We start from the raw sequence: 26,364 nt of genomic DNA on the forward strand, positions 1-26,364 counted from the left end.
TCATGCAGCTAATTGACGGCAAATCATTGGCCAAACAAATTCGCGGGCAGGTTCGCGCGCGGATTTCGGAAAGCGGTATTGCGCCCGGGCTCGCCATAATTCTGATCGGCGATAATCCGGCCAGCGCGCTTTATGTTTCTCTCAAAGAAAAAGCCTGCCTTGAAGTCGGCGTCCGTTTCGAAAAATTTATTTACTCGGGGACTGAATCATCCGAAGAAATCATCGCCAAAATCCGTGAACTTAATGCCCGGCCCGATATCCACGGCATTCTTGTCCAGCTTCCCCTGCCCCCGGCCTACACGAGCGATGACATCGTGCAGTCCATCGATCCGGCAAAAGACATCGACGGCTTTCATACGGAAAATATTGACGCCCTGGTCCAGGGCAAGCCGCGCATTATTCCGCCCATTCACCAGGGCATCGTGCGCCTGATTGAATCGACCGGCATTGAGACAACCGGAAAAAAAGCCGCGATTTTTGCGAACAGCGCGGTCTTTGCCCTCCCGCTCCGCAAACTCCTGGAAGATAAAAAAATCAGCGTCACCGTCGCCCTTCCTCCACTTGAAAACACCGAAATAATTGCCAACGAATCGGATATAATTATCGTCGCCGTCGGACGGCCGAAATTTATCAGCTGCGCCGATATCAAAGATAACGCCGTTATTATTGACTGCGGCACCAACAAAATTGACGAAAAATTGTTCGGCGACGTTGATTCCGAAACCTGCGCGCAAAAAAACGGGTTTATCACACCCGTTCCCGGCGGCGTCGGTCCCATGACCATCGCCATGCTCCTCAATAACCTTTACGAATTAGCGCGGAAGTAATTCATACACAATACCAAGCGCGTACAATATTATAACCGCGACCGGAATCACCATCGGCCACTTCATCACCGCGTGAAGCGGCTTTTTGTTTTTTCTCAGCCTTAGATACATGAGCACAATTAGAATACCGTTGATACCGCCGAAAATCGCGCCCGTAAATCCGATGATGCTGATAAAATTATTCGCGCCGGCTAAAAAAACTATCAGTGGCACGATACTGACCGTAAACCAAGCCAGATATTTATTCATCTTTAAATCAAATGTCAGTGATTCCTTGAAGTTAACCATCACCACCATCACGCTGGTCGCGATGGCTAAAAACCCGAATATAGCGCCCACGTATTTGATCCAATCGCCCCATTGTCCGGCCAATCCGAGTATGGCATCCGGCGAGGTTGCGTCGCCGGTAACGCCAACGACCACCATGGTAAACGCCATAACAAGAATCAACGGAATCAGAGTTGAGATAACAATAACTAGTCTTAAATTCCCAACATGGCCCTTGAGCACGTCACGAATTTCTGGAATCGCGTCCAGCCCGCTCAGGGCAAAAAGAATCACACCATATGGCAGAAAAAAATAAATCGGATTAAACGTCGATAAATTAATTAGATCAATATGCGGCGCGCCGTATCCCAAAATAATGGCCATAACCGCGACGAGCAGGGCGGTCATAAAAATTTCAACCGCTGAAACCAGCCTTAGCCCGTAAAATGTCGCCAGAGCGATCAGCGCGAAAAAAACTATTTGATACTGAAAGACCGTTCCGCCGAATAATCCGCCAAAAATCGCGTGCATAAACGAGCCGCCGATGATAATATAAGCAACCAACGAACCGACCATGCCGAGAATCACGGAAAAATATGCCGCCCGCTTGCCCCAACGGCCCAAATATACAGAAGCCGCACCAATAAGACGATGTTTCTCGCGTAAATTTACCACCACGTCCGCGTAGAACAGGTGCGTAGCCAAAAGACCGGCGCCAATCACGGTAAGATAAGCAATTCCGATGCCAAACCCGACCCTTGACACCACATAGGGCACACCAAAAATACCGGCGCCGATAATCAGACCGAACATGGTTGAAATCGCTTTGATAATTGATTTTTGCCCCTCTTTCATAGTCGTAATTATACCACTTGAACCTGTATATAAAAAGTTAATAATTAACATCAAAATCCCCTTGCCAAATATGTCCGGCTTAAGGTAATATGAGTAGACAAAACATATGACAGAGAAAAATATTTTAGACAAGATTCCGCCTCAAAACCTCGAAGCTGAAATCTCGCTTCTCGGGGCACTTCTTTTGGATAAAGACGCCATGATCCGCATTGCCGATCTTATCCGATCCGATGATTTTTATAAAGACGCCCACGCGAAAATATTTGACGCAATGTTACATCTCTATTCCAAGCGCGATCCAATTGATATTTTGAGTCTGGTAAACCGGCTTTCCGAGACCAATTTGCTTGAATCTATCGGCGGACGGACCTACCTCATGGAACTTGCCAACGCCGTCCCCAGCTCTTCCCATGTCCTGCATTACGCCCAAATAATTCAGAAAAAGGCCACCCTGCGGCGCCTGATTACTGCGGCCTCGGACATTGTTTCCCTTGGCTTTGAAGAAGCCGAGGATGTCGAGATGCTTCTCGACCGGGCCGAACAAAAGCTGTTCGGTGTTTCTCAAAAATATCTCCGACAGGCATTCGTTCCAATCAAGGATGTGCTCACCGAAGCGTTTGAACGCATTGACGAACTGCACCGGGAAAAAGGAAAACTCCGCGGTATCCCTACCGGCTTTCATGAATTGGATGATTTGCTCGCCGGCCTGCAGAAATCTGACCTGGTTGTGCTGGCCGCCCGCCCGAGCGTTGGCAAAACCAGCTTGGCTCTTGATATCGCGCGCCATGTTGCCTGCAGATCAAAAATCCCGACCGGCATCTTCAGCCTTGAAATGTCAAAAGAACAATTAGTTGATCGGCTCATCTGTGCCGAAGCCGGCGTGGACCTCTGGAAAATGCGCACCGGCCGCCTCTCCGACCGCGACGGCCAGGATGATTTTCCGCGCATCGGACATGCCCTGGGCGTGCTCTCCGAAGCCCCGATCTTTATTGATGACACCGCCATGGCCAACATCATGGAAATCCGCACCAAGGCCCGCCGCCTGCAAATTGAACACAATCTCGGCCTGATCATCATTGATTATCTCCAGCTCATGGAATCAAGGCTGACCAACGAAAACCGCGTGCAGGAAGTCGCAGAAATCACCCGCGCGCTAAAAGGCATTGCACGCGAACTCAATGTTCCGGTCATCGCGATCTCCCAACTGTCTCGCGCCGTGGAAATGAGCAAACCCGCAATCCCCAAACTCTCTCACTTGCGCGAATCCGGTTCAATTGAACAGGATGCTGACGTAGTCATGTTTATTTACCGCAAGGCCGCGGATAAAAACTACCGTCTTGAAGATATCGCCCCCGAAGAGCGCCATCTCGCCGAAATCCACATTGCCAAGCACCGCAACGGCCCGACTGGTCTGATTCGGCTTTTCTTTGACGAAACGCGCGCCAGCTTCCGCACTCTTGAGCGCCGTCCGGCAATTGCCCAGCCGCCAGTTCAACCAGTAACCGCGCCGGCCGCACCGCTCCAACCGGCTCAAGCGGTTCAACCGCCTTCAGCTCCGGAAATTCCATTTTAAAATATGAACAACCTACCCGATCCCATGCATAATCTGATTGCCTGGTTCAATCGTTTGCCCGGCGTGGGCCCAAAAACCTCTCTACGGTTTGTCTACTCCCTGCTCAAACGTCCAAAATCAGATCTGGAGCAGTTTGCCCGCGCACTGACCGACCTGCAGTCGCACATCAAGGTCTGTTCACGCTGCCAGACGTACACGCTCAAGGATCCGTGCGCTATCTGCGCCAATCCGAACCGCGACACCTCCCTGCTCTGCATTGTTTCCGAACCGCGCGACGTCCAGGCGATTGAAAATACCGGCGAATACCGCGGCCATTACTTTGTCCTTGGCGGATTGATTAATCCGATTGAGGGCATCACGCCACAGGAGCTGCGTTTTAACGAACTGGAGCAGCGTCTCGCTAATTCCCCGGCGGTCAAAGAAATTATCCTTGCCTTCAACCCCGACATCCAGGGCGAAACCACCACTCTCCATATTTCAAGAATACTAAAAAAATACCCTGCTCGGGTTACGCGTCTGGCGCGCGGATTACCGGTCGGCTCAGAGCTTGAATACGCCGACGAAATCACCTTGACTGACGCAATCAAAGGCCGGCGAGAAATATAAAAACACCCCGGTACGATCGGGGTGTTTTTTAATTTATTTGATTGACACGATTTCCAGCTTGGTGTACGGCTGGCGATGACCGAATTCTTTTCGGTATCGTATTTTAGGCTTGTATTTGATAACCCGAATTTTGTCCGCCCTTCCCTGCTCCAGAACCTTGGCTTCAACCGACGCGCCCTTAACCAGCGGATCACCGATTTTTATATCCGCGCCGTTTTCATCGGCAATCAGCAAGACTTCCTTAATTTCAATTGTTTTTCCGGCCTCAACGTCCAATTTTTCAACCTTGAGTACGCTTCCGGGCTTGATTTTATATTGTTTTCCACCGGTTTTAATAATCGCAATCATATTCTTGATAATAATTTTTAATGAAAATATTTTATCATAGTCGGCCCATCGCGTCAAGACGCCGTCCGGCCCTTATAATTTTTCACTAAAATTAAACCCATTATTACCATCACGCCTGCCAAAACAACCAATGCCACCATTTTATATTTACTCTGTAAAAAAAGCGTGGTTAAGCCAAAAATCGTCGCCAAAAGATAGAGTATAAGCACCGCCTGCCGCTGATTCAGTCCGATATCCAGCAGCCTGAAATGCAAATGCTTACGGTCGCCGCGGAACGGCGATCTTTTTTCAATAAAAATACGTCGAATAACCACCCATATTACATCCAGCACCGGGATTCCCATCACGAGCAGGGCGGTCGCGATCTTGCCGCCGGAGATAATCGCCAGAGTGCCAAGCAGGAATCCGCAAAGCGTACTGCCGGATTCGCCCAGAAAAATTTTAGCCGGATAAAAATTAAAAATCAGGAAGCCCGCCAGCGCGCCGGCAACAATCATGGCGAGCAGGGCAACGTCCGGCTGATAATAAACCGTAAACAATGCAAGAAATGCTATCATCAGCGCCCCAATTCCGGTGATACCGGCCGCGAGTCCGTCCAGGCCGTCCAAAACCTTTGTCGTGTATATCATAAGAAGTATCCAGACGAATGTCAGCAAATCCGACGGCAGCGTCAAGAACCACCATTCCCACTGATTGAGCTTTATTACTCCGCCGAACGGGTTAGTTATCTGATCGATGCCCACGCCGGCCGCCACCAGGCTCCCTGCCGCAAGAATCGGCCAGACGAGCTGATATTTTGGACGAAGATTAAATTTATCGTCAAGAATTCCGCCGATCATCAGAAATATCGCGCCCGCAAGAACCCCGGCCAAATGCTTTGCCTTGATTGGACTATCAAAAACCACATCAAACCCAAACCAGCACACCGCAACTACTGCGACAACCGCCGCTAATATCGCCAAGCCGCCCATAAGTGGAGTCGGATTCTTGTGTATCTTTCTCTCCTCCGTGCCCGGGCGATCAATAATATTTAATTTTAAAGCAAGCCACTTTACAAGTGGCGTTAATATCAGTGTCAACGCGAACGCTGACAAAAAAACTATAAAATAGCTCATAGTTCCGCGGCCTTTTCAATGCGTAATTGACCTCCTTTTTCCAAATAAACAATATCGCGCCGTCCAATTTTTCCGGTCAATAAATAATTTGCCAGCGCGTCATTCACCCTCTCGTGAATCACTCTTTTTAATGGACGTGCGCCAAACAGCGGATCGAAACCCGCAGTGGCCAATTCCTCAGCCGCCTCTTCAGTGACCCGAAGATGAATTCCCTTCTCTTCCATTACGCCCTGAAGCTTTGAAAGCTGCAGCCAGGCAATCTGCAGAACCTCTTCGCGCGTGAGCGGCGCGAAAACAATAACTCCGTCAAAACGGTTCAAAAACTCAGGACGGAAATATTGCTTCAGCTTCTCCTGGACCAGCGTGGTCTGGATCTGCGCAACCGGCGTATTTTTTTTAATCTCTTCCTGAATAAAATCCGTACCCGCATTAGATGTCATGATGATAATCGCATTTGTAAAATCGACGGTCCGGCCGAGATTATCAGTTAACCGGCCGTCATCCATGACTTGTAAAAACGCGTTTAGTATATCAGGATGGGCTTTTTCGATTTCGTCCAGGAGTATCAGGGCAAAAGGCTTTTTGCGCACCATCTCGGTCAAAATTCCGCCTTCCTTATCGCCCGGCGCGCCAATCAGGCGGTAGATGCTGGTTTTTTCCTGATATTCGGACATGTCCAGACGAATCATATTATTCTCGTCGCCGAAATACACTTCGGCTACGGTTTTTGAAAGTTCGGTCTTGCCCACACCGGTCGGTCCGAGAAACAAGAAATTGGCAATCGGGCGCTTCTTTTCCCGAAGTTCGGCGCGAGCGCGGCGCAGAGCCGCGGAAACCGCTTTCACGGCCTCATGCTGACCAATCACGCGCTTATGAATCTCATCTTCGAGTTTCAATAGTTTCTCGCTCTCTTCTCCGGTTATCGCGGTAACCGGCACTTTTGTTTTTTCAGTAATAATTTTCGCCGCGTCTTCGCCCGTGACTAAGGCTTTTTCTCCCCTGGTCTTCCTGACCTCCAACGCCGCTTCTTTAATTATTTCAATTGCTTTATCCGGCAGATATCTTTCATGCATCAGCTTGGCGGTCAGCCGCACCGCTTTATCAATTGCATCGTAAGTGAAAAATACCTTGTTTTCATATTCAATGGAGCCGGCCTTGGCTTCAAGCACGCGAATTGCCGTATCCTCGTCCAGCTCACCGACGTCAATCTTTTGCATGCGATTGCCGAGCGTACGGCTTTCAATCGCGCGGGTATAATCACCGGGCCTTGAAGTCGCAATGGAAATAAAATATCCGCGGCCGAGTTCATTGGCAAAAACCTCAGCCAGGTCGATGCTCTGTTCACTGCCCGAAGTAATACCCACCATTTTATCAATATGCGGAACGACGAGAATTATATTGCCCGAAACACCGACCTCATTCAGAACCTTCAAGAGCCTCTCTTCGGCCTCCGAGGCCGTGGCGCCGGAAACAAGCTGCGCCGTGCTTAAACTCACCAGTCTTTTATCCTGCAAAATCTTGGGCACGTCTTCCTGCGCCATGCGCTGGGCCAGGCCTTCGATGATTGCCTGCTTACCCACGCCGGACTCGCCGATAAGAATCGCACTCTGGCGGCCGCCCTCAATAATGCGCATCAGCTGATTGATTTCCGACGAACGGTTGACGCACGGACTCAAATATCCGTAAGTCGCCATCATAGTTAAGTCCGTGCTGAACCGGTCAAGCATTGGCGTGGCGATTGCCGTCATGGCACGGTTCATTGCGCCGCGCGGCTTAAGTCGCGCTGCGGCGCGAAATTCACGCCACTGCTCGGACAATATCTCCTGGATCCTGATCCAGGAAACCACATTGTTAAGTTTTACGGTATCCACATCCAGGCCAAAGAGCAGTTCCTGCAGGTTTTGGTTTGCCGCAACAGCCTGCACGAACAATTCAATCGGTCCGATCAAGCGGTGCCGATGGTTATAGGCGTCAACATATGCCCCGAGCACCGCGGCCCTGAGCGCGTCTGACCAGACCAGTCGGCCGCCGGCCGCCGGCGGTAGTTTGATGAGCATACCACCCAGGCTTTCCTGCAATTTCTTCATATCCACGCCAAGCCGTCCAAAAACCAATCCAATTTGCGGAGTAGAAAGCAGACTGGCAAACAAATGCGCTGGTTCAACCACGCCGTGCTTGAAATTTTGGGCCAACTCATAAGCCCGCTCCAGGCTGCGCCAAGCCGAAATATTAATTGAACGCGTCACGTCAACACGCTGTTTGGCTACGGCCGCCTGTTCCCAGGGCGCGGCGGCCAAGGCATCTAGGTTGATTTCTTCTTCTTCGTAGCCGCGGCGCGGAATTTTAATTAAAGCTTCTCCCTCAAGAGCAAGCCGGTAAAAAACAAACGTTAATATCGCCAAACCGATCCAAAAAATCAAGATTCTGACGTTAGGATTCAGCCAGGTCGCGACTTCGGCCATGGGCAGCCAGCCAAAATTATAAAAATAAATTCCCGTTTGCACGATCGCCAATACAGCCAGAATCAATATTGCAAAATTCACAAAATTATTTGCCGCACGGCGCCAGCGATTGAATATAATCTCAAACGGATCAATGTTCTTCCCCCAATATAGAAATATAAGTGGCAGGCTTAACCCAAATCCGATGCCACGGCAGACCGAACACACGATATTGCCGTCGATTCCCGAACCAGCGCATTTTGGGCATTTACTAATTTTTTGCTCAAGATTTTCCATTTTATGTAAATTCGATAAATTGCAAAACGATCATAATCGCTAAAAATACCGGCCAGGCAATATAAACGGCAAAAACAATCAGTGCAGCTATCGCGCAACCGATCAAGCCGATTGAGCGAATAATAATCATAAAAATTCTCATCAAAAAACTGATGATGCGTCCGGGGATATCCGACACGGCGTACATTGGCCGGAAAATATTGACAATCCAGACGCGCACGGCAAGCCGCATCTCCATACCGCCCACGAACTTAAATAAAAAAACGGCCACGCGTATCAATCCGCGCGTGTACCACCAAACCGGAAAATAAATCACATTGCCGGCAATATCCCACACAAGGGATTTTATCAAAATAAGTGTATTTGATTGAATCATGGCGCCATTATACCAAAATTTTGGTTCAAAATAAACATCCCCATCCACCATGGACATTATTTTAACGATATGCTTAAATGATCTGAAGGGCTCTTTCAAAAGGGAGGTTATCATGGCCAATACTACCCCTGAACCCATTCTCTTGGTACTAAATCCCATTGCTCCATTTGAACTGATATTTTTCGGCTTACTGAGGCAGCTCCTGAGGAATCTGGGCTACAATGCGCACATCCTCAAGGTCGGGATCCCGCGCGATATCACGGGCCACAATTTGTTCACCTATTACACGACCAGGTGCAAATCCGAAACCCTCCGCATCGGCCGATACCTCGACCGGCCCATCACCCTAGTCGGATTATCAGCAGGCGGTGAAATTTGCCTCGAAACCGCGTCTTTCAACCCCGAATTCGTGAACAAAATAATCCTGCTGGACTCCTACCTTTTTACCGAAGCTCAGAATCGCGTCGACATGATCTCGTACCGGCTCATCATCGCCTATCTCAAAGCATTGGCCGGCCTAAAAAATAACCGGCTGGATAATCTGGGCATGCGCTTCCTTTTCTGGACGCAGGCCAAGGCCGGCGCGACCTTCCGGCAGAATGTTGCGGCCATTGAGATGGCCAACGCGGGATTTGATTCCCTTGAGCCGTCCCGACACTTTGACGAGCTGCGCCAGGCGACCGTTGAGCTTGATCCCGCCTACCTTGCCAAGGCAATGGAAGACTGGCTTATCACCATCGCTAACTACGACTACGAGAGCCGGATCAACTACCTGCAGGATCGCATCTACTGTTTCCCGGCCACGGCTAACGCCAAACAGCTGAAAGGGAAAATCAAGCGCGTCAGCAAAATCCGGGACTGCCAACACATCGTTCCTTTGGACCGCCCGATCACCTGCCGCGACATCATCGCCGATGTCCTGAACGGCAAGTACGACTAACGCAAAAATCGCCTCCCTTGGGGCGATTCTTTTTTATAAATTCTATTTATTCCTTACCCATCCCCTGCCCCTTCCCGCCGCGAACCCGCGTGGCTATTGTTCGTTCATCGGGGCGGGAAGGGGTTGGATTAAGAAGGGGCTTCGCCCCTTCTCGTATCCCCTCTTTACGAACGTCTAAAACAGAACATGGGGTTCGGGGTGGCTGCTAAGCGTCGTATAGAAACACAAAGAGTTGCCTAATGAAATAGAGAGCGCATCAGCCACCCCGAAACTTTTTGGTTACTTTTTGGTTACAAAAAGTAACGCGCCGAAGGCAAGAGAAAAGAGGTAAAGAGGTGCTAGAAAGAGTTGAGAGGCCCAGACGATTGTAGGAGTTTCATCAAATCCAGATAAAATTTCAAATTATGCAGGGTCGCCAATCTTTGCCCCAGCGGCTCCTGAATCATAAAAAGATGGCGCAGATAGGCGCGGGTGTAATTTTGGCAGGTTTCGCATTCGCATCCGGCGTCAAGCGGAGAAAAATCAGATTTATGCGACTCGTTGGTGATATCAACCTGCTCGTAAAAATTACCTTCCAAAGAATCATTGAGCCGCACATACAGCGTGCCATGGCGCGCGTTGCGCGTCGGCAGGACGCAGTCAAACATGTCGAACCCGAGATTGACGTACTGAACGATTTCTTCCGGCTGGCCGGCGCCCATAAAATAACGCGGCTTGTCCTCGGGCATAAGCTTCATCAGCTCGGCTAAAATTTCATAAGTTTTTTCACGCGGCTCGCCCACGGAAAATCCGCCGACCGCGTAACCGTCAAATCCGATTTCAATAATTTGCTCAAGGGACTTTTTCCGAAGATCCGGATAAGTCGAACCCTGGACAATGCCGAACAGCTTGGCGTCCGGATTGATTGCCGCGGTTTTATTGTCATCGAAATACTTCTTGCAGCGCTTTGCCCAGGCAATGGTCAGTTCCAAAGACCGTTCGGCGTATTCTTTTTCGCACGGATACGGCGTGCATTCGTCCAGCGCCATGACAATATCCGAGCCCAGATCCAACTGTATCTGTATGGAGCGTTCCGGAGTCAGAAAATGTTTGTCGCCGTCAATCGGAGACTGAAACTCAACCCCGTCATCAGTTAATTTTCTCATCTTCGCCAGGCTGAACACCTGGTAACCGCCGCTGTCCGTAAGAATCGGTTTATTCCAGTTCATAAATCCGTGCAAGCCCCCGGCCTGCTTAATCAGGGCTTCGCCCGGCCGCAGCATCATGTGAAATGTATTGGACAGCAAAATCTCGGCGCCCAGGGCGTCCAAATCGCGCGTAGACACGGTCTTAACCGCGCCCTTGGTGGCGATGGGCATAAAAAACGGCGTATGCACAACACCATGCGCCGTCTCAATCTCGCCGACCCGTGCCAGACCGGTTTGTTTGATTAGTCTAAACATAACTGGATTCTAAAACAAAAACGCGCGATTGTCGAGTCGCGCGCCATCTAAAATTATATAATTAACGATTGACCGCAACGGCGCCCGGTTTTTTTACATAGCGGACATTTTCCACCGGCACCATGCCCAGAGTCTTCACCCGCTCTTCCACGCTGTCCAAAGACTGCAATTCCGCGATTTCCAGCTCCACCTTGCGGCTGCTGTCTTCAATGGCCTGGATCTTTTTTTCCAAATCCCGAATTTTATATCCCTTGGTCGTCACCTTATTAACTTGCACAAGATAAAATCCTCCCATAATCATAACCAATATCATGGCCACGATATTGAGGTTTGTGATTTTAAAGAGCTTCAAGAATGTATCTTGGCGCTTAATTTCGTGCCGGATGTTTGTCAGCTTTTGGAAAGGTGACATATTTTATTTTTGTTTTTTAATTTTTTCGCAGACGCGCAATTTCGCGCTGCGTGATCTGGGATTTATGTTAATCTCCCGCTCCGATGGTTTTATGGGTTTTTTTGTAATTAATTTTACCGTTGCCGCCCGGGCCTGACGCCGCATGAACTGTTTGACGATCCTGTCCTCCAGGGAATGAAATGTGATGACCGCCAGGCGTCCGTGATTTCCAAGCGCTGATAAAGCGTCGGGCAATGCCTGTTCCAGCCCCTCAAGCTCGCCATTGGTTTCAATGCGCAGCGCCTGAAATGTCCGCGTGGCGAAATGCAATTTTGAATGAAGATATTTCCACGGAACCGACTTTTCAATCACTCCGACCAGCTCCAGGGTTGTCTCAATCAGCTTTTTCTTTCTCTGCCGGATTATCTGGCGCGCGATCGGCCGCGCGTAGCGCTCCTCGCCGTAGAGCAAAAATATTCTGGCCAAATCGGCCTCGGAATATGTATTCACGATTTCCGCGGCGGTTATTCCCTGCTCCGTATCGAACCGCATGTCCAGCGGTCCCTGCTCGTGAAAGCTGAAGCCTCGCTCCGGAGATTTAATCTGAACAAGCGAGTAGCCAAGATCTAATAAAATTCCGCGCGCATCAAAATCCGGGGCAGCATACTGACGTATGTTTTTATAATTATCGTTGACTAATTTGATTCTTTTACCAAACTTCGAAAGGTAATGTTGCGCGCGGCGCAATGCGCCTTCATCGCGGTCGAAACCAAGCAGCCGTCCGTCCGGCGCCGTAAGTTCCAAAATCGCCGAGGCGTGGCCTCCGTCTCCAACTGTCCCATCAACGAAGTTCTGGTTCGGCCGCGGATCCAGAAACTTAATTGTTTCTTCCAGCAAAACTGGTTCGTGTTTTAATTCATTCATGGGAGAGTGGGAGAGAGGAACCAAGGGGTTCCTCTCAGGAGATTTAAGCTGCGGAGGATATGAAGCAGTACACGGTGGTCGATGCCGCGCGCGACCTTCTCTCGGCCGCATGATGCTGCTCGACAATCTCGCCGGCAAGCCGGAAGGCTTCCTCGTGGTCGTCGGAAAAGATGACCCTGTTGCGCGGAAACTCATCGCGCACCTCATCAAGCTGCTCTGCACTGCAGAGCAAGAGGTATATATCTTTTCCCAACGAGTGAGACCGGAGTACCATCGGATCGTACACATTCGACACCCAGATGATTACGAATGCCTGGGTCGAAATTCTGACTTGTGTCAAGATGCACCTCCCTTTGCTTAGCCCCGGGTTTTGAATAGTAAAACTCAAGACCCGCGGTTAAACACCGAGTTCAGCCAACTTCTCCGAAATATCGGATGAAGACTGCTCGGTGTTTTTTGAATACTGTTCCCACGAGGCAGAATCCCAGATCTCCAAACGATTGTATAACCCAGCAATTACCGCCTCTTTGGAGAGGCCGGCATACTGGCGGAGATATTCGGGTAAATTAATTCTGCCCTGCTTGTCTGGGATTACATCCATTGCTCCGGCCAGCATAAGCCGAGCAAACGCCCGCGCTTTGGCCTGGGAAATGGGTAAATTCGCTAATTTATTGGCCAAGATCCTCCATTCGTCCATGGTATAAACAAAAAGACATTTATCAATGCCTCTTGTTATCACCGCTCCCTTGGCTAAATCGGACCGGAATTTTACCGGCACGGCCAGGCGGCCCTTTTCGTCTAAATTGTGTTTAAACTCGCCGATGAACATAAAATAGCTAAAAATCCCTTAGAGTTATCCACAACTAAACCAAGTTATCCCCACATCTCACCATCATTAACCCCTACATGCATATTATACCCCATTTTTCCCCACCCGTCCACCATTCAAATGCCGCACTTATCCACAATCTTCCACAAATAAAAAAGACCGGCCATGCTGCCATGGACCGGTCAGAACAAGAAACCATCCCCTAGCTGGGTACCGAAGCGTCCGGGCTCAACCGCTTGTCGACCCCCTACCCAAGATTCGCATCAATTTCTGCCGCTTCGAACACTGCCAGACGCATCGCCAGATCGTCACGAATCTTTTTCGCCTGCTTGGACCTGATGAATCGCTTGGTCGCGTCCAATTGGCCGATAGTCTCCTCCAGAAGTTCGCGTTCGTGCCGCTTGGCGGCCAACAGCGCCTCCATCACCTCTTCACGCTCGGCACGAATTTCGGCAATTTCTCGCCGACGTTCGCGCACTTCTCGGAGTAGGTTTGGCACTTCATGCCGCCACTCCTGAATACCGCCATGTATCTGATGCGCGAATCGGAGTGTCTCACCCACGGTAAGTGCGATTGCGTCGCCTTTCCCGTCGATTAGCTCGACATACTGTCCGGCTATCGGATCAGTAATCGGTTTGGGCGCACGAACGCGCCAAGCCATTGTCAGCAGAAGATAATCGCTGGAGTCGCAATAGAACAGCTGACCCTGCCTGCGTCTGAACCAGCCGCCAAGCGGTACACGGAGGAAGTTATTGTGTTTTCCCCTTGCAGCTAACGCGGAAGATGATTCAAGCGATCTATTTTTGAGCGACATATTTCCGCGCGAGACAATAATAACGCCGACGTCCGGGTCCACTCCCTGATTATCGAGAATCCAGAACCACGCGTCGTAGCCCACGACGTTGCGGCGCCAGCAGGGAGTTATCTTTTCTATCTCTAAAAGTACCAACCCTACGCCGAAAAGTCCGCCCAGGACGAACCCTGCAGCCGTAACAAATAAAATAATAACGTCCATTCCCGATACTTGGTTTGGCATATGTGTGAGTATCCACAGATGCCAAACAAGGGACGGGATGGCTAACGACAACAGGAGCATACCGATTAGTGCGATCTTCATCTTTCCCAGCTCCACCAGCCCCAATTCCATGGGAACCGCATCCTCGAGCCCCTCAGGCATCTTGTTCTCGTTCCTTTTCTCGTTCTCGCTCATCTTGGTTTCCTTTCCAACTTCCGCCTCGGGCGGAAAAGTGGGTGGCGCGGTGGAAGAGCCTTTCCTGATCCCGATAGCCCCAATGGCAATCAGGGGGGACAATCTCTTCAGCCCGCCGGGGAATTTTGTTTTTAAGGATCTCGACACTAAACATTAGCACTCTTTTTTCAAAATGTCAATACTGTCATGTTTTCGTCATTCCCGCGAAGGCGGGAATCCAAGCGCAATATACCGGGGGTATCTCAGTCAATATTATCGTACAAATCACTCCAGAGAGGATTAAAATCCTCTATCAATCTAATCTTCCAACTGCGGTTCCATTTCTTTAATTGCTTTTCCCGCATAATTGCTTCTTCAATGCTCTCGTACATTTCGTAATATACTAACTTATTAATATAATGCTGCGCCGTGAAAGCGCTGTCTTCGCCTTGCTTATGCTCAAATACCCTGCGCTTTAAATTATTCGTTACGCCAATATACAAAGTCCCGTTTCTATTGCTTGCGAGAATGTACGTATAAAATTGATAATAATCGAGCATCTGTACTATTTATTGTTTTCTGGTAGCTTATAGTATCTGGATTCCCGCCTTCGCGGGAATGACGGAAGAGTGATTTGCGTTAAAAAGCGATGCATGCCAGAATTTGACTTTATGCAAATGGAGTAGGAGATAAAAAACGCGATTTGTCTATAAAATCCGTCCTCTGATCTCGCGATGATACTTCACCGCAAACCGATGCGCCTCATCGCGGACACGGACTAAAATTGCTTTGTATTGCTCGCTGACGCGTTTAAGCTCGGGATCGAGCCGGTCGTAAATCAATTCATCTTTTTTGCGCGTAATGCCCTTGGCAATGCCGACCGCCGGAATGCGCAGCCTAAACAGACTTAAAATTTCCAGAGCGGCATTCACCTGTCCCCTACCGCCGTCAATCAGAATCAAGTCCGGATGCGGCCAGCGGTTCCGGAAACGCCGCGCCAGAACTTCTTTAAGCATGCCGGTGTCATTGGTGCCGCGGATTGTTTTAATTTTAAATTTGCGGTACTCGCCTTTCGCCGGTTCGCCTTGATCAAAAACAACCATGCTTCCGACCGCGTGCTGTCCGCTGATCATTGATATATCGTAACCCTCGACCCTTCCAAAAATATTTATGAACTTCTCGCCGGCCAGGCCGATCTCCGGAGTCGGCTCATCACGCTTTAATAAAGCGATATCCTGAATATGCTCCAATGCGCGGATTTGATTACGGACCGTTGCTGCTTTCTCGAATTTTGAATTCTCCGACAATCGCTTCATTTCTTTTTTCAGATTCGCAAGAACCCGCGTCTTCCGGCCCTGAAAAAACAAAATCAGGTTGCGGATAATTTTTGCGTAATCCGCGCGGCTGATCTTTCCCGCGCACACTCCCGGACATTTGCCAATCTGAAAATTAAAACACGCCCGCTTCTGATTCGGTTCACAGGTGGAATACGGGATCATCTTGCGGATAAGATCCAGAGCGGCGCGCAGAGAACGCGCCGAAAGATAGGGTCCGAACACGGCTTTGAATCTATTCCTATTCATGCGCCTGAGCTCAAGTCCACGAATCAGCATGGGCCGCGGAAAATCATCTTTGGTAATCGCGAGATATAAAAAACTTTTATCATCCTTTTCGCGGATATTGTATTTGGGCAAATACTTTTTAATCAGATTGGCCTCAAGGATAAGGGCTTCGAGCACCGACAGCGTGATCTGATAATCAATGCGCCGGATGTCCCGGACAAGGCGCGCGGTCTTGTCGTCATGGGATTTTAGAAAATACGAAGAAACCCGGCTCTTGAGCGAAGCCGCTTTGCCCACATAAATAATCTCGCCGCCCGCGTCGCGCATCAGATAAACGCCCGGTTCGGCCGGCAATAGATTATTTTTAATTTTTACGTTTTTCGGAATTGCCATGACTTGACATTTTTAAGTTTATATTGTAAGTTTCGCGTATAAGGAGGCTCCCATGGACCAGCACCAAGCCAATAAACTGGAAGCTCTGGGCGGTGCGGTGGTGGAGATGGTTCTTTCCAATAACAGATACGCGATCGGCGTTATGGACAATATCGGCAGCGGCACTCTGGCAATCTACTATAAGCGTAGTGTCACTCCCGCGACATTCCAACTCGGACAAATCCAGCACCTGTTCAAACTCGGACCGGACAAAAGATTCAATCCCGACAAGCCAGATTATCACCCCAGAGACCGCTTGATGATTGAAGCAACCGACGGATCGACCGTCTACGGCTACTTGATACGAGAGCATGAAAATCTCTTGGCCGTGGCCGGGGTAGTCATCATGCCGAACAAGTATCACCGACCCACCTTCTTCAAGCCACACGCCGAAATCGAACGCATCACCCGCCTCATCGTCATAGAAGAAATCACCCTATAGCCCCTTAGTCTCTGCGCCTCGCAGAGCTATTTTTTTTATCTCAAAACTTTTTTTAAATATTGTCCGGTGTAGGATTTCGGATTCGCGGCAATATCTTCGGGCGTTCCCTGCGCCACCAAGCTGCCGCCGCGGTCCCCTCCCTCGGGTCCCAGATCAATCACCCAGTCCGCGGTTTTTATGACATCCAGATTATGTTCAATCACCACCACCGAATTGCCGCGGTCAACCAAGCGATGCAGAACTTCAAGCAGTTTTTTTATATCTTCAAAATGCAAACCCGTGGTCGGTTCGTCCAAAAGATAAAAAGTCCGGCCGGTCGGCCGCTTGGCCAGTTCGTTCGCCAGTTTGACGCGCTGGGCTTCGCCGCCGGAAAGCGTGGTCGCCGGCTGGCCGAGTTCCATATATCCGAGACCGACCTCGTTCATCACCTTGAGCCGGTCGGCAATCAGCGGAATGTCTTTGAAAAATTCGTAAGCATCCCCGGCCTCCATATCCAAAACCTGTGAAATGTTTTTTTCTTTCCATTTCACTTCCAGTGTCTCGCGGTCAAAACGCTTTCCCTTGCACACTTCGCAGGTCACGTAAACCGTGGGCAGAAAATGCATTTCAATCGCGATGTATCCGTGGCCTTCGCAATGTTCGCAGCGGCCCCCGCCTGCCATCCGGCTTGAGCCGTCAGGCGATTGGCGGGCAGGGCCCGGCACGTTGAAACTGAACCGGCCCGGACGGTATCCGCGGAACTTTGCCTCCGGCGTCTGCGTGAACAGATCCCGGATGTGCGAGAACGTGCCGGTGTAGGTCGCCGGATTTGAACGCGGCGTCCGGCCGATTGCCGACTGGTCAATCAGAATCGCCTTGTCCAGATATTCAAGCCCGAGGATCTGTTTTGCCGCGCCGAGCCGGTATCCGGTGCCGTTCAGCCGGTTGGCCAGATACTTGTAGACCACGTCATACATCAGCGAACTCTTGCCCGAACCGGAAACGCCGGTAACGCAGATGAAACGCCGGAGCGGAATCTCCAGATTCAGGCCCTTGAGATTGTGCTCCTTGGCGCCGATAATCTTAATCGCGTCGCGGCCGACCGCGCGCCGTTTCGCGGGCAGAGGAATTTCTTTGTCCCGGCGCAGATAAGCGCAGGTTGACGATTCCGTGTTTTTAAAAATCTCCGGAATTTCACCGCAACACACGACCTCGCCGCCGCGCTTTCCCGCGCCCGGCCCGAAATCAACCAGATAATCCGCCGCGCGGATTGTTTCCTCGTCGTGTTCAACCACGATAATCGTGTTGCCGATGTCGCGGAGGTTGGCCAGAGTCTCAATTAATTTCGTATTGTCTTTTTGATGAAGGCCGATGGTCGGTTCGTCCAGCACGTACAGCGCGCCGACCAGGCGCGATCCGACCTGCGAAGCGAGGCGGATCCGCTGGGCTTCTCCGCCCGAAAGAGTGCCGGCCGTGCGGTCAAGCGTCAGATATTCCACGCCAACGTCAATCATAAACTGCAGGCGGTCAAGGATTTCTTTCATGGCCGCACCGGCGATTTCTTTTTCGCGCGCGGTCAGATTCAAGCTAAGAATGAATCTGGTCGCCAAATCTATATCCATGGAAACCAGCTCGTTGATATTTTTGCCGTTTATCAGCACATTCAGCGCCTCGCGCCGCAGGCGCTTGCCATTGCAGTCCGGGCATATTTCATCCGAATAAATAAATTCCGTGCCAATGCCGTGGCAGGTCGGACAGGCGCCGTAGGGGCTATTGAAAGAAAAAAGGCGCGGCTCGATTTCCGGAAAACTGAAACCGTCGTCCGGACAGCTGAATTTGGCGGAAAGCGAACGCTCTTCCCTGCCCCCGAAAATTACGGTAACCAGATTGTTACCGTATTCAAGCGCCACTTCAAGCGATTCCGCCAGGCGCTGGCGGTTCTCTTTGCCCAGCGCGAGCACATCGCTCGCCGGAATAATATCCGTGACCAGTTCAATGGTGTGCTTCTTGTTTTTGTCTAGTAAAATCCGTCCGCTTAATTTTCTCATCTTACCGTCGACGCGCACGAACAAAAATCCGCTGTTATACCAGTCGTACAGCATCTGATAATATTCGCCCTTGCGCCCGCGCACCGCCGGCGCCAAAATATGAATCTCCTCCGCCTTGCCCGTACCGAGCAGCTTTTTCGCGGCCTTGCCGACCGAATCCACCATCTCCTCAACCGTCATTTTTCTGATTATCTTTCCGCAGACCGGGCAATACGGCACGCCGATGCGCGCGTAAAGCACGCGCAGATAATCATAGACTTCGGTGATTGTCGCGACCGTGCTGCGCGGATTGGCGCTGTGCGCTTTCTGGTCAATGGAAATCGCCGGCGACAATCCCTCAATCTCATCAACGTCCGGCTTCTGCATCTGCCCGAGAAACTGCCGGGCGTAAGCCGAAAGCGATTCAACATAGCGCCTTTGCCCTTCGGCGAAAATCGTATCAAAAGCCAGGCTCGATTTGCCCGAACCCGAAACGCCGGTGAAGACAACCATTTTATTGCGCGGGATCTCAAGAGAGATATTTTTTAAGTTATGTTCCCTAGCTCCCTTGATAATAATCTTATCTTGCATGATTAAGTCTAAAATTAAAAGTTAAAAGTCTAAAGTCAAGTTAAAAGTCTAAAAGTTTATAATTCAATGACTTTTAACTCAACTTTTAACTTTAGACTTTTGACTAAACTTTTTCAGAGAATATTATTCTATTGTAAATATGTCGGTGCTTTTCTCATATAAATATCCCAAAATGCGAGAAGACTCGCCATCCAGTCCCTCATGGTGAACCAGGCGATTTTTTGATAAGACCGGATGTCGACGCTGATTCCCCACGCATCCAATCCGATTTTATTGCACAAATAAAGGGCGCGCGGCAGATGGAAATTCTGCGTTACCAGAACAACCTTATTCTGGCCCAGTTCGTTCTTCAGGCGGTAGCAGCTGTCAAACGTCCGCGCGTTATTGCCGTCAACCAGCAGCATTTCATCCGGCACGCCGTTATCATACATATAAAGGACCATGGCCTGGATCTCGGGCTGCGCCCAACGGCCGTCATCGCCGCTCAAAATGATTTTTTCGGTCTTTTGCGCCCGCCACGCCCGCACCGCGGTCTCAAGCCTGTCTTCCAGCGCATCGCTCGGCGTTTTGTCGCGTTTTACACTCGCACCAAGGACCACCATTACCGAATTCTCGGGCAGTGATTCAATGCTGTCGTAAATCTTATACGAATATTCAGTCCGCACGCTGTAGGCCAGACCTCCGGCCGCGAGCATCGCCACCACGGTCAGTAAAATTACGATTTTAAGAAATGTTTTCATTGCTTCTTTTTGAGCACTTTAATTTCATCGCGTAAAACCGCCGCGAGTTCAAACTGCAGCTCAGCCGCCGCTTCTTTCATCTGCCGCTCCTTGTCAGCGATAATTTCCGAAATACTGCGGATCTCGGCCGCGATTTCCATACCTAAAATATCCTTCACGTCCCTTTCTTCAAGGCCCAGTATCTTTGTGATATCTTTGATTTTCTTCTTAATAGTACGCGGCGTGATGCCGTATTTTTTATTGTAGGCGGCCTGTTTTTTGCGGCGCCGGTTGGTTTCCCCCAGCGCCTGGCGCATGGAACCGGTTATCTCATCGGCGTATAGAATGACCTCTCCGCGCACATTGCGGGCCGCTCGGCCGATTGTCTGGACAAGTGAAGTCGCGGAGCGCAGAAATCCTTCCTTATCCGCGTCCATAATTGCGACCAAGGTCACCTCGGGCAAATCCAATCCTTCACGCAGAAGATTAACGCCAACCAGACAGTCAAACTGGCCCTTGCGGAAACTCGTCAAAATACGGATGCGCTCCAGGGTGTCAATGCCGCTGTGCAGATACTTTGCTTTAATTCCCTGCTCGAGCAGGTAGTCGGATAAATCCTCGGCCATTTTTTTAGTGAGAGTTGTCACCAATGAACGCTCCTTGAGACGCGTTCTCTCTTTTACCTCATTGATCAGATCTTCAACCTGGCTTTTGTTCTTACCCTTGGCGGTCACCGGCCGCACCGTCACCTCGGGATCAACGAGCCCAGTCGGACGGATAATTTGTTCAACAATCTTGCCGCTCACCTTCATCTCGTACGGACCGGGAGTTGCGGAGGTAAAAATACAATTCAGAATTTTTTTCTCAAATTCAGAGAATGTCAGCGGCCGATTGTCGTACGCGCTCGGCAGGCGGAATCCGTGATCAATCAAAGCTTTTTTGCGCGAACGGTCGCCGTTATACATGCCGCCGACCTGCGGCACCGTGACGTGCGATTCGTCGATTACCATCAGGAAATCTTCGGGAAAATAGGAAATCAAAGTATCCGGCGGTTCTCCGGCCTTGCGTCCGGCGAGATGCCGAGAATAATTTTCAATGCCCGAGCAGTAACCGATCTCGTTCATCATCTCCAGATCGTATCTGGTACGGCGCTCCAGCCGCTCGGCCTCGAGCAACAAACCGTTTTTATTAAAATATTTCAGACGCTCTTCCATTTCGGCGCGAATCTCCTTCAGTGCCCGCGCTTTATCCGGCCCCAGGGTAATAAAATGCTTGGCCGGAAAAATCCACGCCTCTTTGAGCGATTCGCGCCTTTTGCGCGACACCGGATCAATAGCCTGGATATCCGCAACCTCGTCCGTCCCCAGTTCAACGCGGAAGATTATCTCCTGATTGACCGGCATTATTTCAAAAATATTGCCGCGCGCCCGGAACTGTCCGCGCTTTACGTCAGCGTTGGTCCGATTAAATTGCAATTTGATTAACTCACGCATCAATTTAGTCCGTTCCATGGCCCGGCCGGTTTCAATTTTCAAAACAACCTTTTCGTAAGTTTCCGGCGCGCCCAGGCCGTAAATGCATGATACCGAAGCCACGATAATCACATCCCTGCGCGTCAGCAGGGCCTGGGTGGCCGCGTGGCGCAGGCGATCGATCTCATCGTTAATATCCGCTTCCTTCTCAATATATGTATCGGTATGAGGCAGATATGCTTCCGGCTGGTAATAATCATAATAGGAAACAAAATACTCCACCGCGTTTTCCGGAAAAAATTCGCGGTATTCGTTGCAGAGCTGGGCGGCCAGGGTCTTATTGTGCGCGATCACGAGCGTCGGCTTCTTGACGCGCGCGATCACGTTCGCCACGGTAAAAGTCTTGCCCGAGCCGGTCACTCCGAGCAGGGTTTGATAGCGCATTCCCCGCGCCACGCCGGCGGCCAATTTTTCAATGGCCTGAGGCTGGTCGCCCGAAGGCTTGTATTTTGATTTCAGCTTAAAATTCATAAAAAGCTGGGCCATTAATACAAATCACCCCCCTCCTCGGCCCATGCAGGGGGGTATGAAAGATCCTTCACTTCGTTTCCGCCTTAGGCGGATTGAATAAATCAACGGTCTCAATTTAATCCGATTTTAGCACCTTATCGTCTAAAATTCAATTGTCTGCCCAAATGCCGGCACCGCGGCATCGAGCCCGAGCTCGTCGCGCAGTCTGGCCGCCAAGGCCCGGCTCGCCGCTTCATCTCCATGTACGCAAAAAATCTGCTTTGGCATTGTATCCGCGTTTTTTACCCAATTTATCAGCTTGTTCTGATCGCCATGCGCGGAATAGGAATCCAGGGCCACGACCTCGGCCTTCACGCTGATTGCCCGACCGTGAATCTCCACGTGCCGGGCACCCTCGCTGATTCTCCGGCCGAGCGTGCCGCTCGCCTGATATGACACAATGAGCAGGGTGCTATTCGGATCCTGGAGATGGCGCTCCAGATGGAACTGGATGCGGCCACCGGTCATCATGCCGCTACCCGCAATGATCACCATCGGCGGCTTAATGTCATTAATTTTTTTGGATTCATCCACGCTCAGCGTTTCGTGCAAATTCTTAAAATCAAAGATATCATCTCCGGTTTTTTGCAGTCCAAGCGCGTCATTGTCATAATATCTGATGTAGTCGCGATAAACCTCGAGCGAACGAATCGCGAGCGGACTGTCCACAAAAATCGGCACGCTTGGAATTTTATTATTTTCCACCATGCCATTGAGCTCATATAAAATCTCCTGCGTGCGCTCAATGGAAAAGGCCGGTATCAAAAGCGCGCCTCCGCGCTTCACAGTTCGGAGTATCACCTCTTGCAATTTCTCTTCACGTCCCGGCGCCGGCTCATGCAAACGGTCGCCGTAGGTTGATTCCAAAAGCAAAAAATCGCAGCCCGGCCGCGGCATGGTATCTTTAATAATCGGCACCCCGTCGTTTCCGATGTCCCCGGAAAAAATCACGGTTTTCCCTTCGGTCTTGACCAAAACAAACGCCGAACCAAAAATGTGTCCGGCGTCATAAAACTCAAAAAATATTCCCGGTTCGGGCTCAATGATCCGCCGGTAATCCGCACAATCAAAAAGATTAACCGCACGCTTTACATCCGCTTCATGATACAGCGGCTCCTGGCCGTAATACTTCCTACCCATTTCCATGACATTGACGCTATCCATCCACATCAGTTCATTGAGCCGACAGGTCGGCGCGGTTGAAAAAATCGGCCCGCGAAATCCCTCGCGAACCAACCGGGGAATACGCCCGGTATGATCGATGTGCGAATGAGTGATAATTACCCAATCAATTTTCGTGGGATCAAACGGAAACGGTTCGTGATTACGCAAATCCGAATACCGCTCGCCCTGAAACATGCCGCACTCGACCAAAAACTTTTTACCGGCCGCCTCCACGAGATAACACGAGCCCGTCACCTCGCCGGCCGCGCCCAAGAAAGTGAGTTTCATTAAATGTTATTGAATACTGGCAGTTGAAATCTTGCCGAGATTTTCAGACGTGATGCCCAACCCAAGCGTTCTCATGATATTATATGCATCTTCCGGCCGTCCGAGATAATATTTTTTCTTATCCTTAGGATAAATATAATAAGCTTCGCCGTGGGATTGCACATCCAATAAGATTCGACCGACTACGTAATCAGGAAAATAAGTGGTGTTCGAGATAAAACTGTGCGTGGCGCCGAGTCCGAGCTTGCGCATGATATCAAAAGCATCCGCCGCCCGTCCGAGATAATACCGCCTCAGATTAACCGGATAGTAATAATATGCCTCGCCATGGCTCTGCACATCAAGAAAAATATAACCCTTATACCGCGCCAGACTCGCGGCGGTTTCTGTCGATGCCCCGGACGAACCGGTTGAACCGGTCGTGGTAAGCGCCTTTGAGGTTGACTGCATCAGCGCCGCGCCGACCCAGCCCTCGGTTCCGTTTGACAATCGGACATTATTCCAACCGTCGGTATAACCAATGACACTAATCACGCTGCCCTTTACCACCGTGGTAAGTATCTTTGAATCGGTAGTGCATGGAAAATCGCGCACATACGCAGAGATAATCACTTCTCCGTTTTCATTTCTGTCGTAAATCGGATCGCATCCGCAACACTCGCCTGCCCGGACCGGATTGGCCACAACCGCCATAGCGGCGAATAAAATCGCACAAATCACAAATATTCTCATATTATTAATTTAATCATTATCCATGTTTCATTATAACAAAATAGCTTCATCTTTGACAGATGAAGCTATCATCGCGATCCTCCTGCCCTCCGCCGCGACGCCCGGATCCTGTCCGTGTCCGTCAGCAGCTGCTTGCGCAAACGAACGCTCTGCGGCGTTATCTCCATATACTCGTCTTCGGCCATGATTTCCAGGCCGCGTTCCAGGGTCAATTCCACCGGCGGATCGAGCTGAATCGCGATATCCGAACTCGATGAACGCATATTGGTCAGATGCTTGCCCTTGATTGGATTAACCGTCATATCATCGCCCTTGGCCGTATTGCCGATAACCTGGCCCTCGTACACCTCCACGTTCGGCTTTACGAACAGGGCCCCGCGGTTTTCCAGATTGGCGAGCGAATAGGCCAGTACCTTACCGGTTTCTCCAGAGATCATTGAACCCACATCGCGCTTCTCGATTTCTCCGACATGCGGTTTAAAGCCGATAAATTCACTGCACAGAATCCCCTCGCCGCGCGTATCCACGATGAATTCACTGCGGTAGCCCAGCATGCCCCGCGTCGGTATTTCAAAAATCAAACGTGTATGATTTTGCTCGGGCCGCATTTCCAGCATCTTGCCTTTCCGCTTTGACATTTTTTCAATCACCGTACCGACCGCATCTGAATTAATATCAATTGTCACCTCCTCGAACGGTTCTAGGCGGACGTCATTTTCTTCTTTAACAATAACCTGCGGCTGTGAAACCTGAAGTTCAAAACCCTCGCGGCGCATATTTTCCAAAAGTATGGCGATGTGCAATTCGCCCCGTCCGTAAACCTTGTACGACTCAACCGGCGAAAAATCGATTTTCAAACCCACGTTCACTTCAAGTTCTTTTTCCAGACGCTCCTTGATTTGCCGGCTGGTAACGAATCGACCCTCGCGTCCGGCAAACGGCGAATTATTAACCAAAAAATTCAAAGAAATTGTCGGGTCATCGATTTTTATGGCGGCGAGCAATTTCTGGTCCGGATCACGGCAGACCGTGTCGCCAATATATATCTGCGGCAATCCGGCGATCATAACGATGTCTCCGGCCGTAACCTCGGATACCTCTTTTCTGACCACGCCCTCAAAAGTAAAAAGCTTGGTGATCTCTCCAGGTACTATTTCGCCGGTGTGCTTTTTGACAAAAACATTGTCACCGACATGCGCCGCGCCCTGATATACCCTGCCGATACCCATGCGGCCGAGATAATTATCGTACGCCAAATTAAACGGCTGAAAAGCAAGAGGCAGATCAACCTCCGCCTCGGCCGGCATCACCTTTTCCAAAATCGTATCCAGAAGCGGAGTCAAATCGCTTGACTCATCCGCGAGATTCATCTTAGCGATCCCCTGCTTAGCGATGGCATAGACCGTGGTGAAATCAAGCTGCTCATCGGTCGCACCCAAATCCATAAATAATTCCAGAATTTTTTCATGCGTCCAGTCAGGCCGCGCCGCCAGTTTGTCAATTTTGTTAATTACCACAATCGGCTTCAGGCCAAGGGCCAAAGATTTTTTTAAAACAAACTTTGTCTGGGGCATCGGACCCTCCTGCGCGTCCACGAGTAAAAGCACGGAATCAATGGAGCGCAGAACGCGCTCCACCTCGGAACCGAAATCCGCATGTCCCGGAGTATCCACGATATTAATTTTTGTACCCCTGTAAAAAACCGACGTATTTTTTGAATAGATAGTAATACCGCGCTCTTTCTCAAGAGCGTTTGAATCCATGCTGGTTTCATCATCGCTCACCATGCCGGTCTGACGCATCAGCGCGTCGGTCAGGCGCGTCTTGCCATGGTCAACATGGGCGATGATCGCGATATTGCGTATTTCCATATTGATTAATCATATGAGTATAGTCCAAAATTATTAGTCTGTCAAACGTCTAGCCGAATGTAATCGATATTCAAGCATTGGGAATCAGGAATCAA

The 26,364-nt window shown here is 50.2% G+C and carries 24 protein-coding genes; 5 read left to right on the plus strand and 19 right to left on the minus strand.

Annotated features, from left to right (window positions below):
- Positions 1-2: 2 nt before the first annotated feature.
- Positions 3-827 carry a bifunctional 5,10-methylenetetrahydrofolate dehydrogenase/5,10-methenyltetrahydrofolate cyclohydrolase gene (locus PHW53_03815; protein ID MDD4995562.1) on the plus strand — a complete coding sequence of 275 codons (825 nt, stop codon included), beginning with the start codon at positions 3-5 and terminating at the stop codon, positions 825-827.
- Here PHW53_03815 and PHW53_03820 read toward each other — a convergent pair.
- Positions 813-1,949, minus strand: a complete 1,137-nt coding sequence (locus tag PHW53_03820) for an aromatic amino acid transport family protein (protein MDD4995563.1) — start codon at positions 1,947-1,949, stop codon at positions 813-815. The genes PHW53_03815 and PHW53_03820 overlap by 15 nt on opposite strands.
- A 106-nt stretch (positions 1,950-2,055) precedes the next feature.
- Between PHW53_03820 and dnaB the strand changes: the two genes are divergently transcribed.
- Both dnaB and recR read left to right on the plus strand, forming a co-directional pair.
- Positions 2,056-3,522 (plus strand): replicative DNA helicase, encoded by a 1,467-nt coding sequence (gene dnaB, locus PHW53_03825; GenBank protein ID MDD4995564.1) that lies wholly within the window; start codon positions 2,056-2,058, stop codon positions 3,520-3,522.
- Positions 3,523-3,525: 3 nt separating this feature from the next.
- Positions 3,526-4,128 carry a recombination mediator RecR gene (recR, locus tag PHW53_03830; GenBank protein ID MDD4995565.1) on the plus strand — a complete coding sequence of 201 codons (603 nt, stop codon included), beginning with the start codon at positions 3,526-3,528 and terminating at the stop codon, positions 4,126-4,128.
- Positions 4,129-4,161: 33 nt separating this feature from the next.
- Here the strand turns inward: recR and rplU are convergent, their stop codons facing one another.
- From rplU to PHW53_03850, 4 genes are read right to left on the minus strand one after another with little or no spacing between them, the layout of a single operon-like run.
- Positions 4,162-4,476: a 50S ribosomal protein L21 gene (gene rplU / locus PHW53_03835; protein ID MDD4995566.1), complete on the minus strand. Its 315-nt coding sequence runs from the start codon at positions 4,474-4,476 to the stop codon at positions 4,162-4,164.
- Between the two features lie 53 nt (positions 4,477-4,529).
- Entirely contained in the window at positions 4,530-5,591 is a 1,062-nt protein-coding gene (locus tag PHW53_03840; protein MDD4995567.1) for an MraY family glycosyltransferase, read from the minus strand.
- Positions 5,588-8,329, minus strand: coding sequence for an ATP-dependent Clp protease ATP-binding subunit (locus PHW53_03845; GenBank protein MDD4995568.1), 2,742 nt, complete (start codon positions 8,327-8,329; stop codon positions 5,588-5,590). Before PHW53_03845 ends, PHW53_03840 begins: the two co-directional genes overlap by 4 nt.
- Position 8,330: 1 nt before the next feature.
- Positions 8,331-8,819 carry a hypothetical protein gene (locus PHW53_03850; GenBank protein ID MDD4995569.1) on the minus strand — a complete coding sequence of 163 codons (489 nt, stop codon included), beginning with the start codon at positions 8,817-8,819 and terminating at the stop codon, positions 8,331-8,333.
- Between PHW53_03850 and PHW53_03855 the strand changes: the two genes are divergently transcribed.
- The gene (locus PHW53_03855) at positions 8,818-9,645 is read left to right on the plus strand and encodes an alpha/beta hydrolase (GenBank protein ID MDD4995570.1); all 828 of its coding nucleotides are present in this window, start codon (positions 8,818-8,820) and stop codon (positions 9,643-9,645) included. The genes PHW53_03850 and PHW53_03855 overlap by 2 nt on opposite strands.
- A gap of 338 nt (positions 9,646-9,983) precedes the next feature.
- Here PHW53_03855 and tgt read toward each other — a convergent pair whose 3' ends face one another.
- The 8 genes from tgt to PHW53_03895 all read right to left on the minus strand — a co-directional run bounded on the left by tgt (position 9,984) and on the right by PHW53_03895 (position 16,375).
- Positions 9,984-11,087, minus strand: coding sequence for a tRNA guanosine(34) transglycosylase Tgt (tgt, locus tag PHW53_03860; protein MDD4995571.1), 1,104 nt, complete (start codon positions 11,085-11,087; stop codon positions 9,984-9,986).
- 61 nt (positions 11,088-11,148) lie between these two features.
- The gene (locus PHW53_03865; protein ID MDD4995572.1) at positions 11,149-11,499 is read right to left on the minus strand and encodes a hypothetical protein; all 351 of its coding nucleotides are present in this window, start codon (positions 11,497-11,499) and stop codon (positions 11,149-11,151) included.
- Between the two features lie 3 nt (positions 11,500-11,502).
- On the minus strand, positions 11,503-12,402 hold the full coding sequence (gene rsmH / locus PHW53_03870) for a 16S rRNA (cytosine(1402)-N(4))-methyltransferase RsmH (GenBank protein MDD4995573.1): 900 nt from the start codon (positions 12,400-12,402) through the stop codon (positions 11,503-11,505).
- Between the two features lie 43 nt (positions 12,403-12,445).
- Positions 12,446-12,634, minus strand: a complete 189-nt coding sequence (locus PHW53_03875; GenBank protein ID MDD4995574.1) for a hypothetical protein — start codon at positions 12,632-12,634, stop codon at positions 12,446-12,448.
- Between the two features lie 165 nt (positions 12,635-12,799).
- On the minus strand, positions 12,800-13,231 hold the full coding sequence (mraZ, locus tag PHW53_03880; GenBank protein MDD4995575.1) for a division/cell wall cluster transcriptional repressor MraZ: 432 nt from the start codon (positions 13,229-13,231) through the stop codon (positions 12,800-12,802).
- A gap of 247 nt (positions 13,232-13,478) precedes the next feature.
- On the minus strand, positions 13,479-14,588 hold the full coding sequence (locus PHW53_03885; GenBank protein ID MDD4995576.1) for a hypothetical protein: 1,110 nt from the start codon (positions 14,586-14,588) through the stop codon (positions 13,479-13,481).
- A gap of 95 nt (positions 14,589-14,683) precedes the next feature.
- Positions 14,684-14,980: a GIY-YIG nuclease family protein gene (locus tag PHW53_03890; GenBank protein MDD4995577.1), complete on the minus strand. Its 297-nt coding sequence runs from the start codon at positions 14,978-14,980 to the stop codon at positions 14,684-14,686.
- Positions 14,981-15,127: 147 nt separating this feature from the next.
- The gene (locus PHW53_03895) at positions 15,128-16,375 is read right to left on the minus strand and encodes an excinuclease ABC subunit UvrC (protein MDD4995578.1); all 1,248 of its coding nucleotides are present in this window, start codon (positions 16,373-16,375) and stop codon (positions 15,128-15,130) included.
- 52 nt (positions 16,376-16,427) lie between these two features.
- Here PHW53_03895 and PHW53_03900 point away from each other — a divergent pair, with 52 nt between their 5' ends.
- Positions 16,428-16,856, plus strand: coding sequence for a hypothetical protein (locus PHW53_03900; protein MDD4995579.1), 429 nt, complete (start codon positions 16,428-16,430; stop codon positions 16,854-16,856).
- 35 nt (positions 16,857-16,891) lie between these two features.
- Here the strand turns inward: PHW53_03900 and uvrA are convergent, their stop codons facing one another.
- The 6 genes from uvrA to typA all read right to left on the minus strand — a co-directional run bounded on the left by uvrA (position 16,892) and on the right by typA (position 26,269).
- On the minus strand, positions 16,892-19,453 hold the full coding sequence (gene uvrA / locus PHW53_03905; GenBank protein ID MDD4995580.1) for an excinuclease ABC subunit UvrA: 2,562 nt from the start codon (positions 19,451-19,453) through the stop codon (positions 16,892-16,894).
- Positions 19,454-19,581: 128 nt separating this feature from the next.
- Positions 19,582-20,193, minus strand: a complete 612-nt coding sequence (locus tag PHW53_03910) for an ElyC/SanA/YdcF family protein (GenBank protein MDD4995581.1) — start codon at positions 20,191-20,193, stop codon at positions 19,582-19,584.
- The gene (gene uvrB / locus PHW53_03915) at positions 20,190-22,175 is read right to left on the minus strand and encodes an excinuclease ABC subunit UvrB (GenBank protein MDD4995582.1); all 1,986 of its coding nucleotides are present in this window, start codon (positions 22,173-22,175) and stop codon (positions 20,190-20,192) included. The genes PHW53_03910 and uvrB overlap by 4 nt, the downstream gene beginning before the upstream one ends.
- A 141-nt stretch (positions 22,176-22,316) precedes the next feature.
- Positions 22,317-23,666: an MBL fold metallo-hydrolase gene (locus tag PHW53_03920; protein ID MDD4995583.1), complete on the minus strand. Its 1,350-nt coding sequence runs from the start codon at positions 23,664-23,666 to the stop codon at positions 22,317-22,319.
- A 6-nt stretch (positions 23,667-23,672) separates the two neighbouring features.
- Entirely contained in the window at positions 23,673-24,398 is a 726-nt protein-coding gene (locus tag PHW53_03925; protein MDD4995584.1) for an SH3 domain-containing protein, read from the minus strand.
- Between the two features lie 68 nt (positions 24,399-24,466).
- A complete protein-coding gene (gene typA / locus PHW53_03930; protein MDD4995585.1) occupies positions 24,467-26,269 on the minus strand; it encodes a translational GTPase TypA in 1,803 nt (600 codons plus the stop codon).
- Positions 26,270-26,364: the final 95 nt, after the last annotated feature.

It is taken from the genome of Patescibacteria group bacterium, assembly GCA_028710985.1.
In the GTDB taxonomy this organism is placed as follows: domain Bacteria; phylum Patescibacteriota; class Patescibacteriia; order JAHJFT01; family JAHJFT01; genus JAQTTB01.

What these genes read in the sequence shown, in the direction of transcription:
- PHW53_03815 (MDD4995562.1), top strand. Translation starts at nt 3, where the DNA reads ATGCAGCTAATTGACGGCAAATCATTGGCCAAACAAATTCGCGGGCAG.
- PHW53_03820 (MDD4995563.1), bottom strand. Translation starts at nt 1,949, where the DNA reads ATGAAAGAGGGGCAAAAATCAATTATCAAAGCGATTTCAACCATGTTC.
- dnaB (MDD4995564.1), top strand. Translation starts at nt 2,056, where the DNA reads ATGACAGAGAAAAATATTTTAGACAAGATTCCGCCTCAAAACCTCGAA.
- recR (MDD4995565.1), top strand. Translation starts at nt 3,526, where the DNA reads ATGAACAACCTACCCGATCCCATGCATAATCTGATTGCCTGGTTCAAT.
- rplU (MDD4995566.1), bottom strand. Translation starts at nt 4,476, where the DNA reads ATGATTGCGATTATTAAAACCGGTGGAAAACAATATAAAATCAAGCCC.
- PHW53_03840 (MDD4995567.1), bottom strand. Translation starts at nt 5,591, where the DNA reads ATGAGCTATTTTATAGTTTTTTTGTCAGCGTTCGCGTTGACACTGATA.
- PHW53_03845 (MDD4995568.1), bottom strand. Translation starts at nt 8,329, where the DNA reads ATGGAAAATCTTGAGCAAAAAATTAGTAAATGCCCAAAATGCGCTGGT.
- PHW53_03855 (MDD4995570.1), top strand. Translation starts at nt 8,818, where the DNA reads ATGGCCAATACTACCCCTGAACCCATTCTCTTGGTACTAAATCCCATT.
- PHW53_03850 (MDD4995569.1), bottom strand. Translation starts at nt 8,819, where the DNA reads ATGATAACCTCCCTTTTGAAAGAGCCCTTCAGATCATTTAAGCATATC.
- tgt (MDD4995571.1), bottom strand. Translation starts at nt 11,087, where the DNA reads ATGTTTAGACTAATCAAACAAACCGGTCTGGCACGGGTCGGCGAGATT.
- PHW53_03865 (MDD4995572.1), bottom strand. Translation starts at nt 11,499, where the DNA reads ATGTCACCTTTCCAAAAGCTGACAAACATCCGGCACGAAATTAAGCGC.
- rsmH (MDD4995573.1), bottom strand. Translation starts at nt 12,402, where the DNA reads ATGAATGAATTAAAACACGAACCAGTTTTGCTGGAAGAAACAATTAAG.
- mraZ (MDD4995575.1), bottom strand. Translation starts at nt 13,231, where the DNA reads ATGTTCATCGGCGAGTTTAAACACAATTTAGACGAAAAGGGCCGCCTG.
- PHW53_03890 (MDD4995577.1), bottom strand. Translation starts at nt 14,980, where the DNA reads ATGCTCGATTATTATCAATTTTATACGTACATTCTCGCAAGCAATAGA.
- PHW53_03895 (MDD4995578.1), bottom strand. Translation starts at nt 16,375, where the DNA reads ATGGCAATTCCGAAAAACGTAAAAATTAAAAATAATCTATTGCCGGCC.
- PHW53_03900 (MDD4995579.1), top strand. Translation starts at nt 16,428, where the DNA reads ATGGACCAGCACCAAGCCAATAAACTGGAAGCTCTGGGCGGTGCGGTG.
- uvrA (MDD4995580.1), bottom strand. Translation starts at nt 19,453, where the DNA reads ATGCAAGATAAGATTATTATCAAGGGAGCTAGGGAACATAACTTAAAA.
- PHW53_03910 (MDD4995581.1), bottom strand. Translation starts at nt 20,193, where the DNA reads ATGAAAACATTTCTTAAAATCGTAATTTTACTGACCGTGGTGGCGATG.
- uvrB (MDD4995582.1), bottom strand. Translation starts at nt 22,175, where the DNA reads ATGAATTTTAAGCTGAAATCAAAATACAAGCCTTCGGGCGACCAGCCT.
- PHW53_03920 (MDD4995583.1), bottom strand. Translation starts at nt 23,666, where the DNA reads ATGAAACTCACTTTCTTGGGCGCGGCCGGCGAGGTGACGGGCTCGTGT.
- PHW53_03925 (MDD4995584.1), bottom strand. Translation starts at nt 24,398, where the DNA reads ATGAGAATATTTGTGATTTGTGCGATTTTATTCGCCGCTATGGCGGTT.
- typA (MDD4995585.1), bottom strand. Translation starts at nt 26,269, where the DNA reads ATGGAAATACGCAATATCGCGATCATCGCCCATGTTGACCATGGCAAG.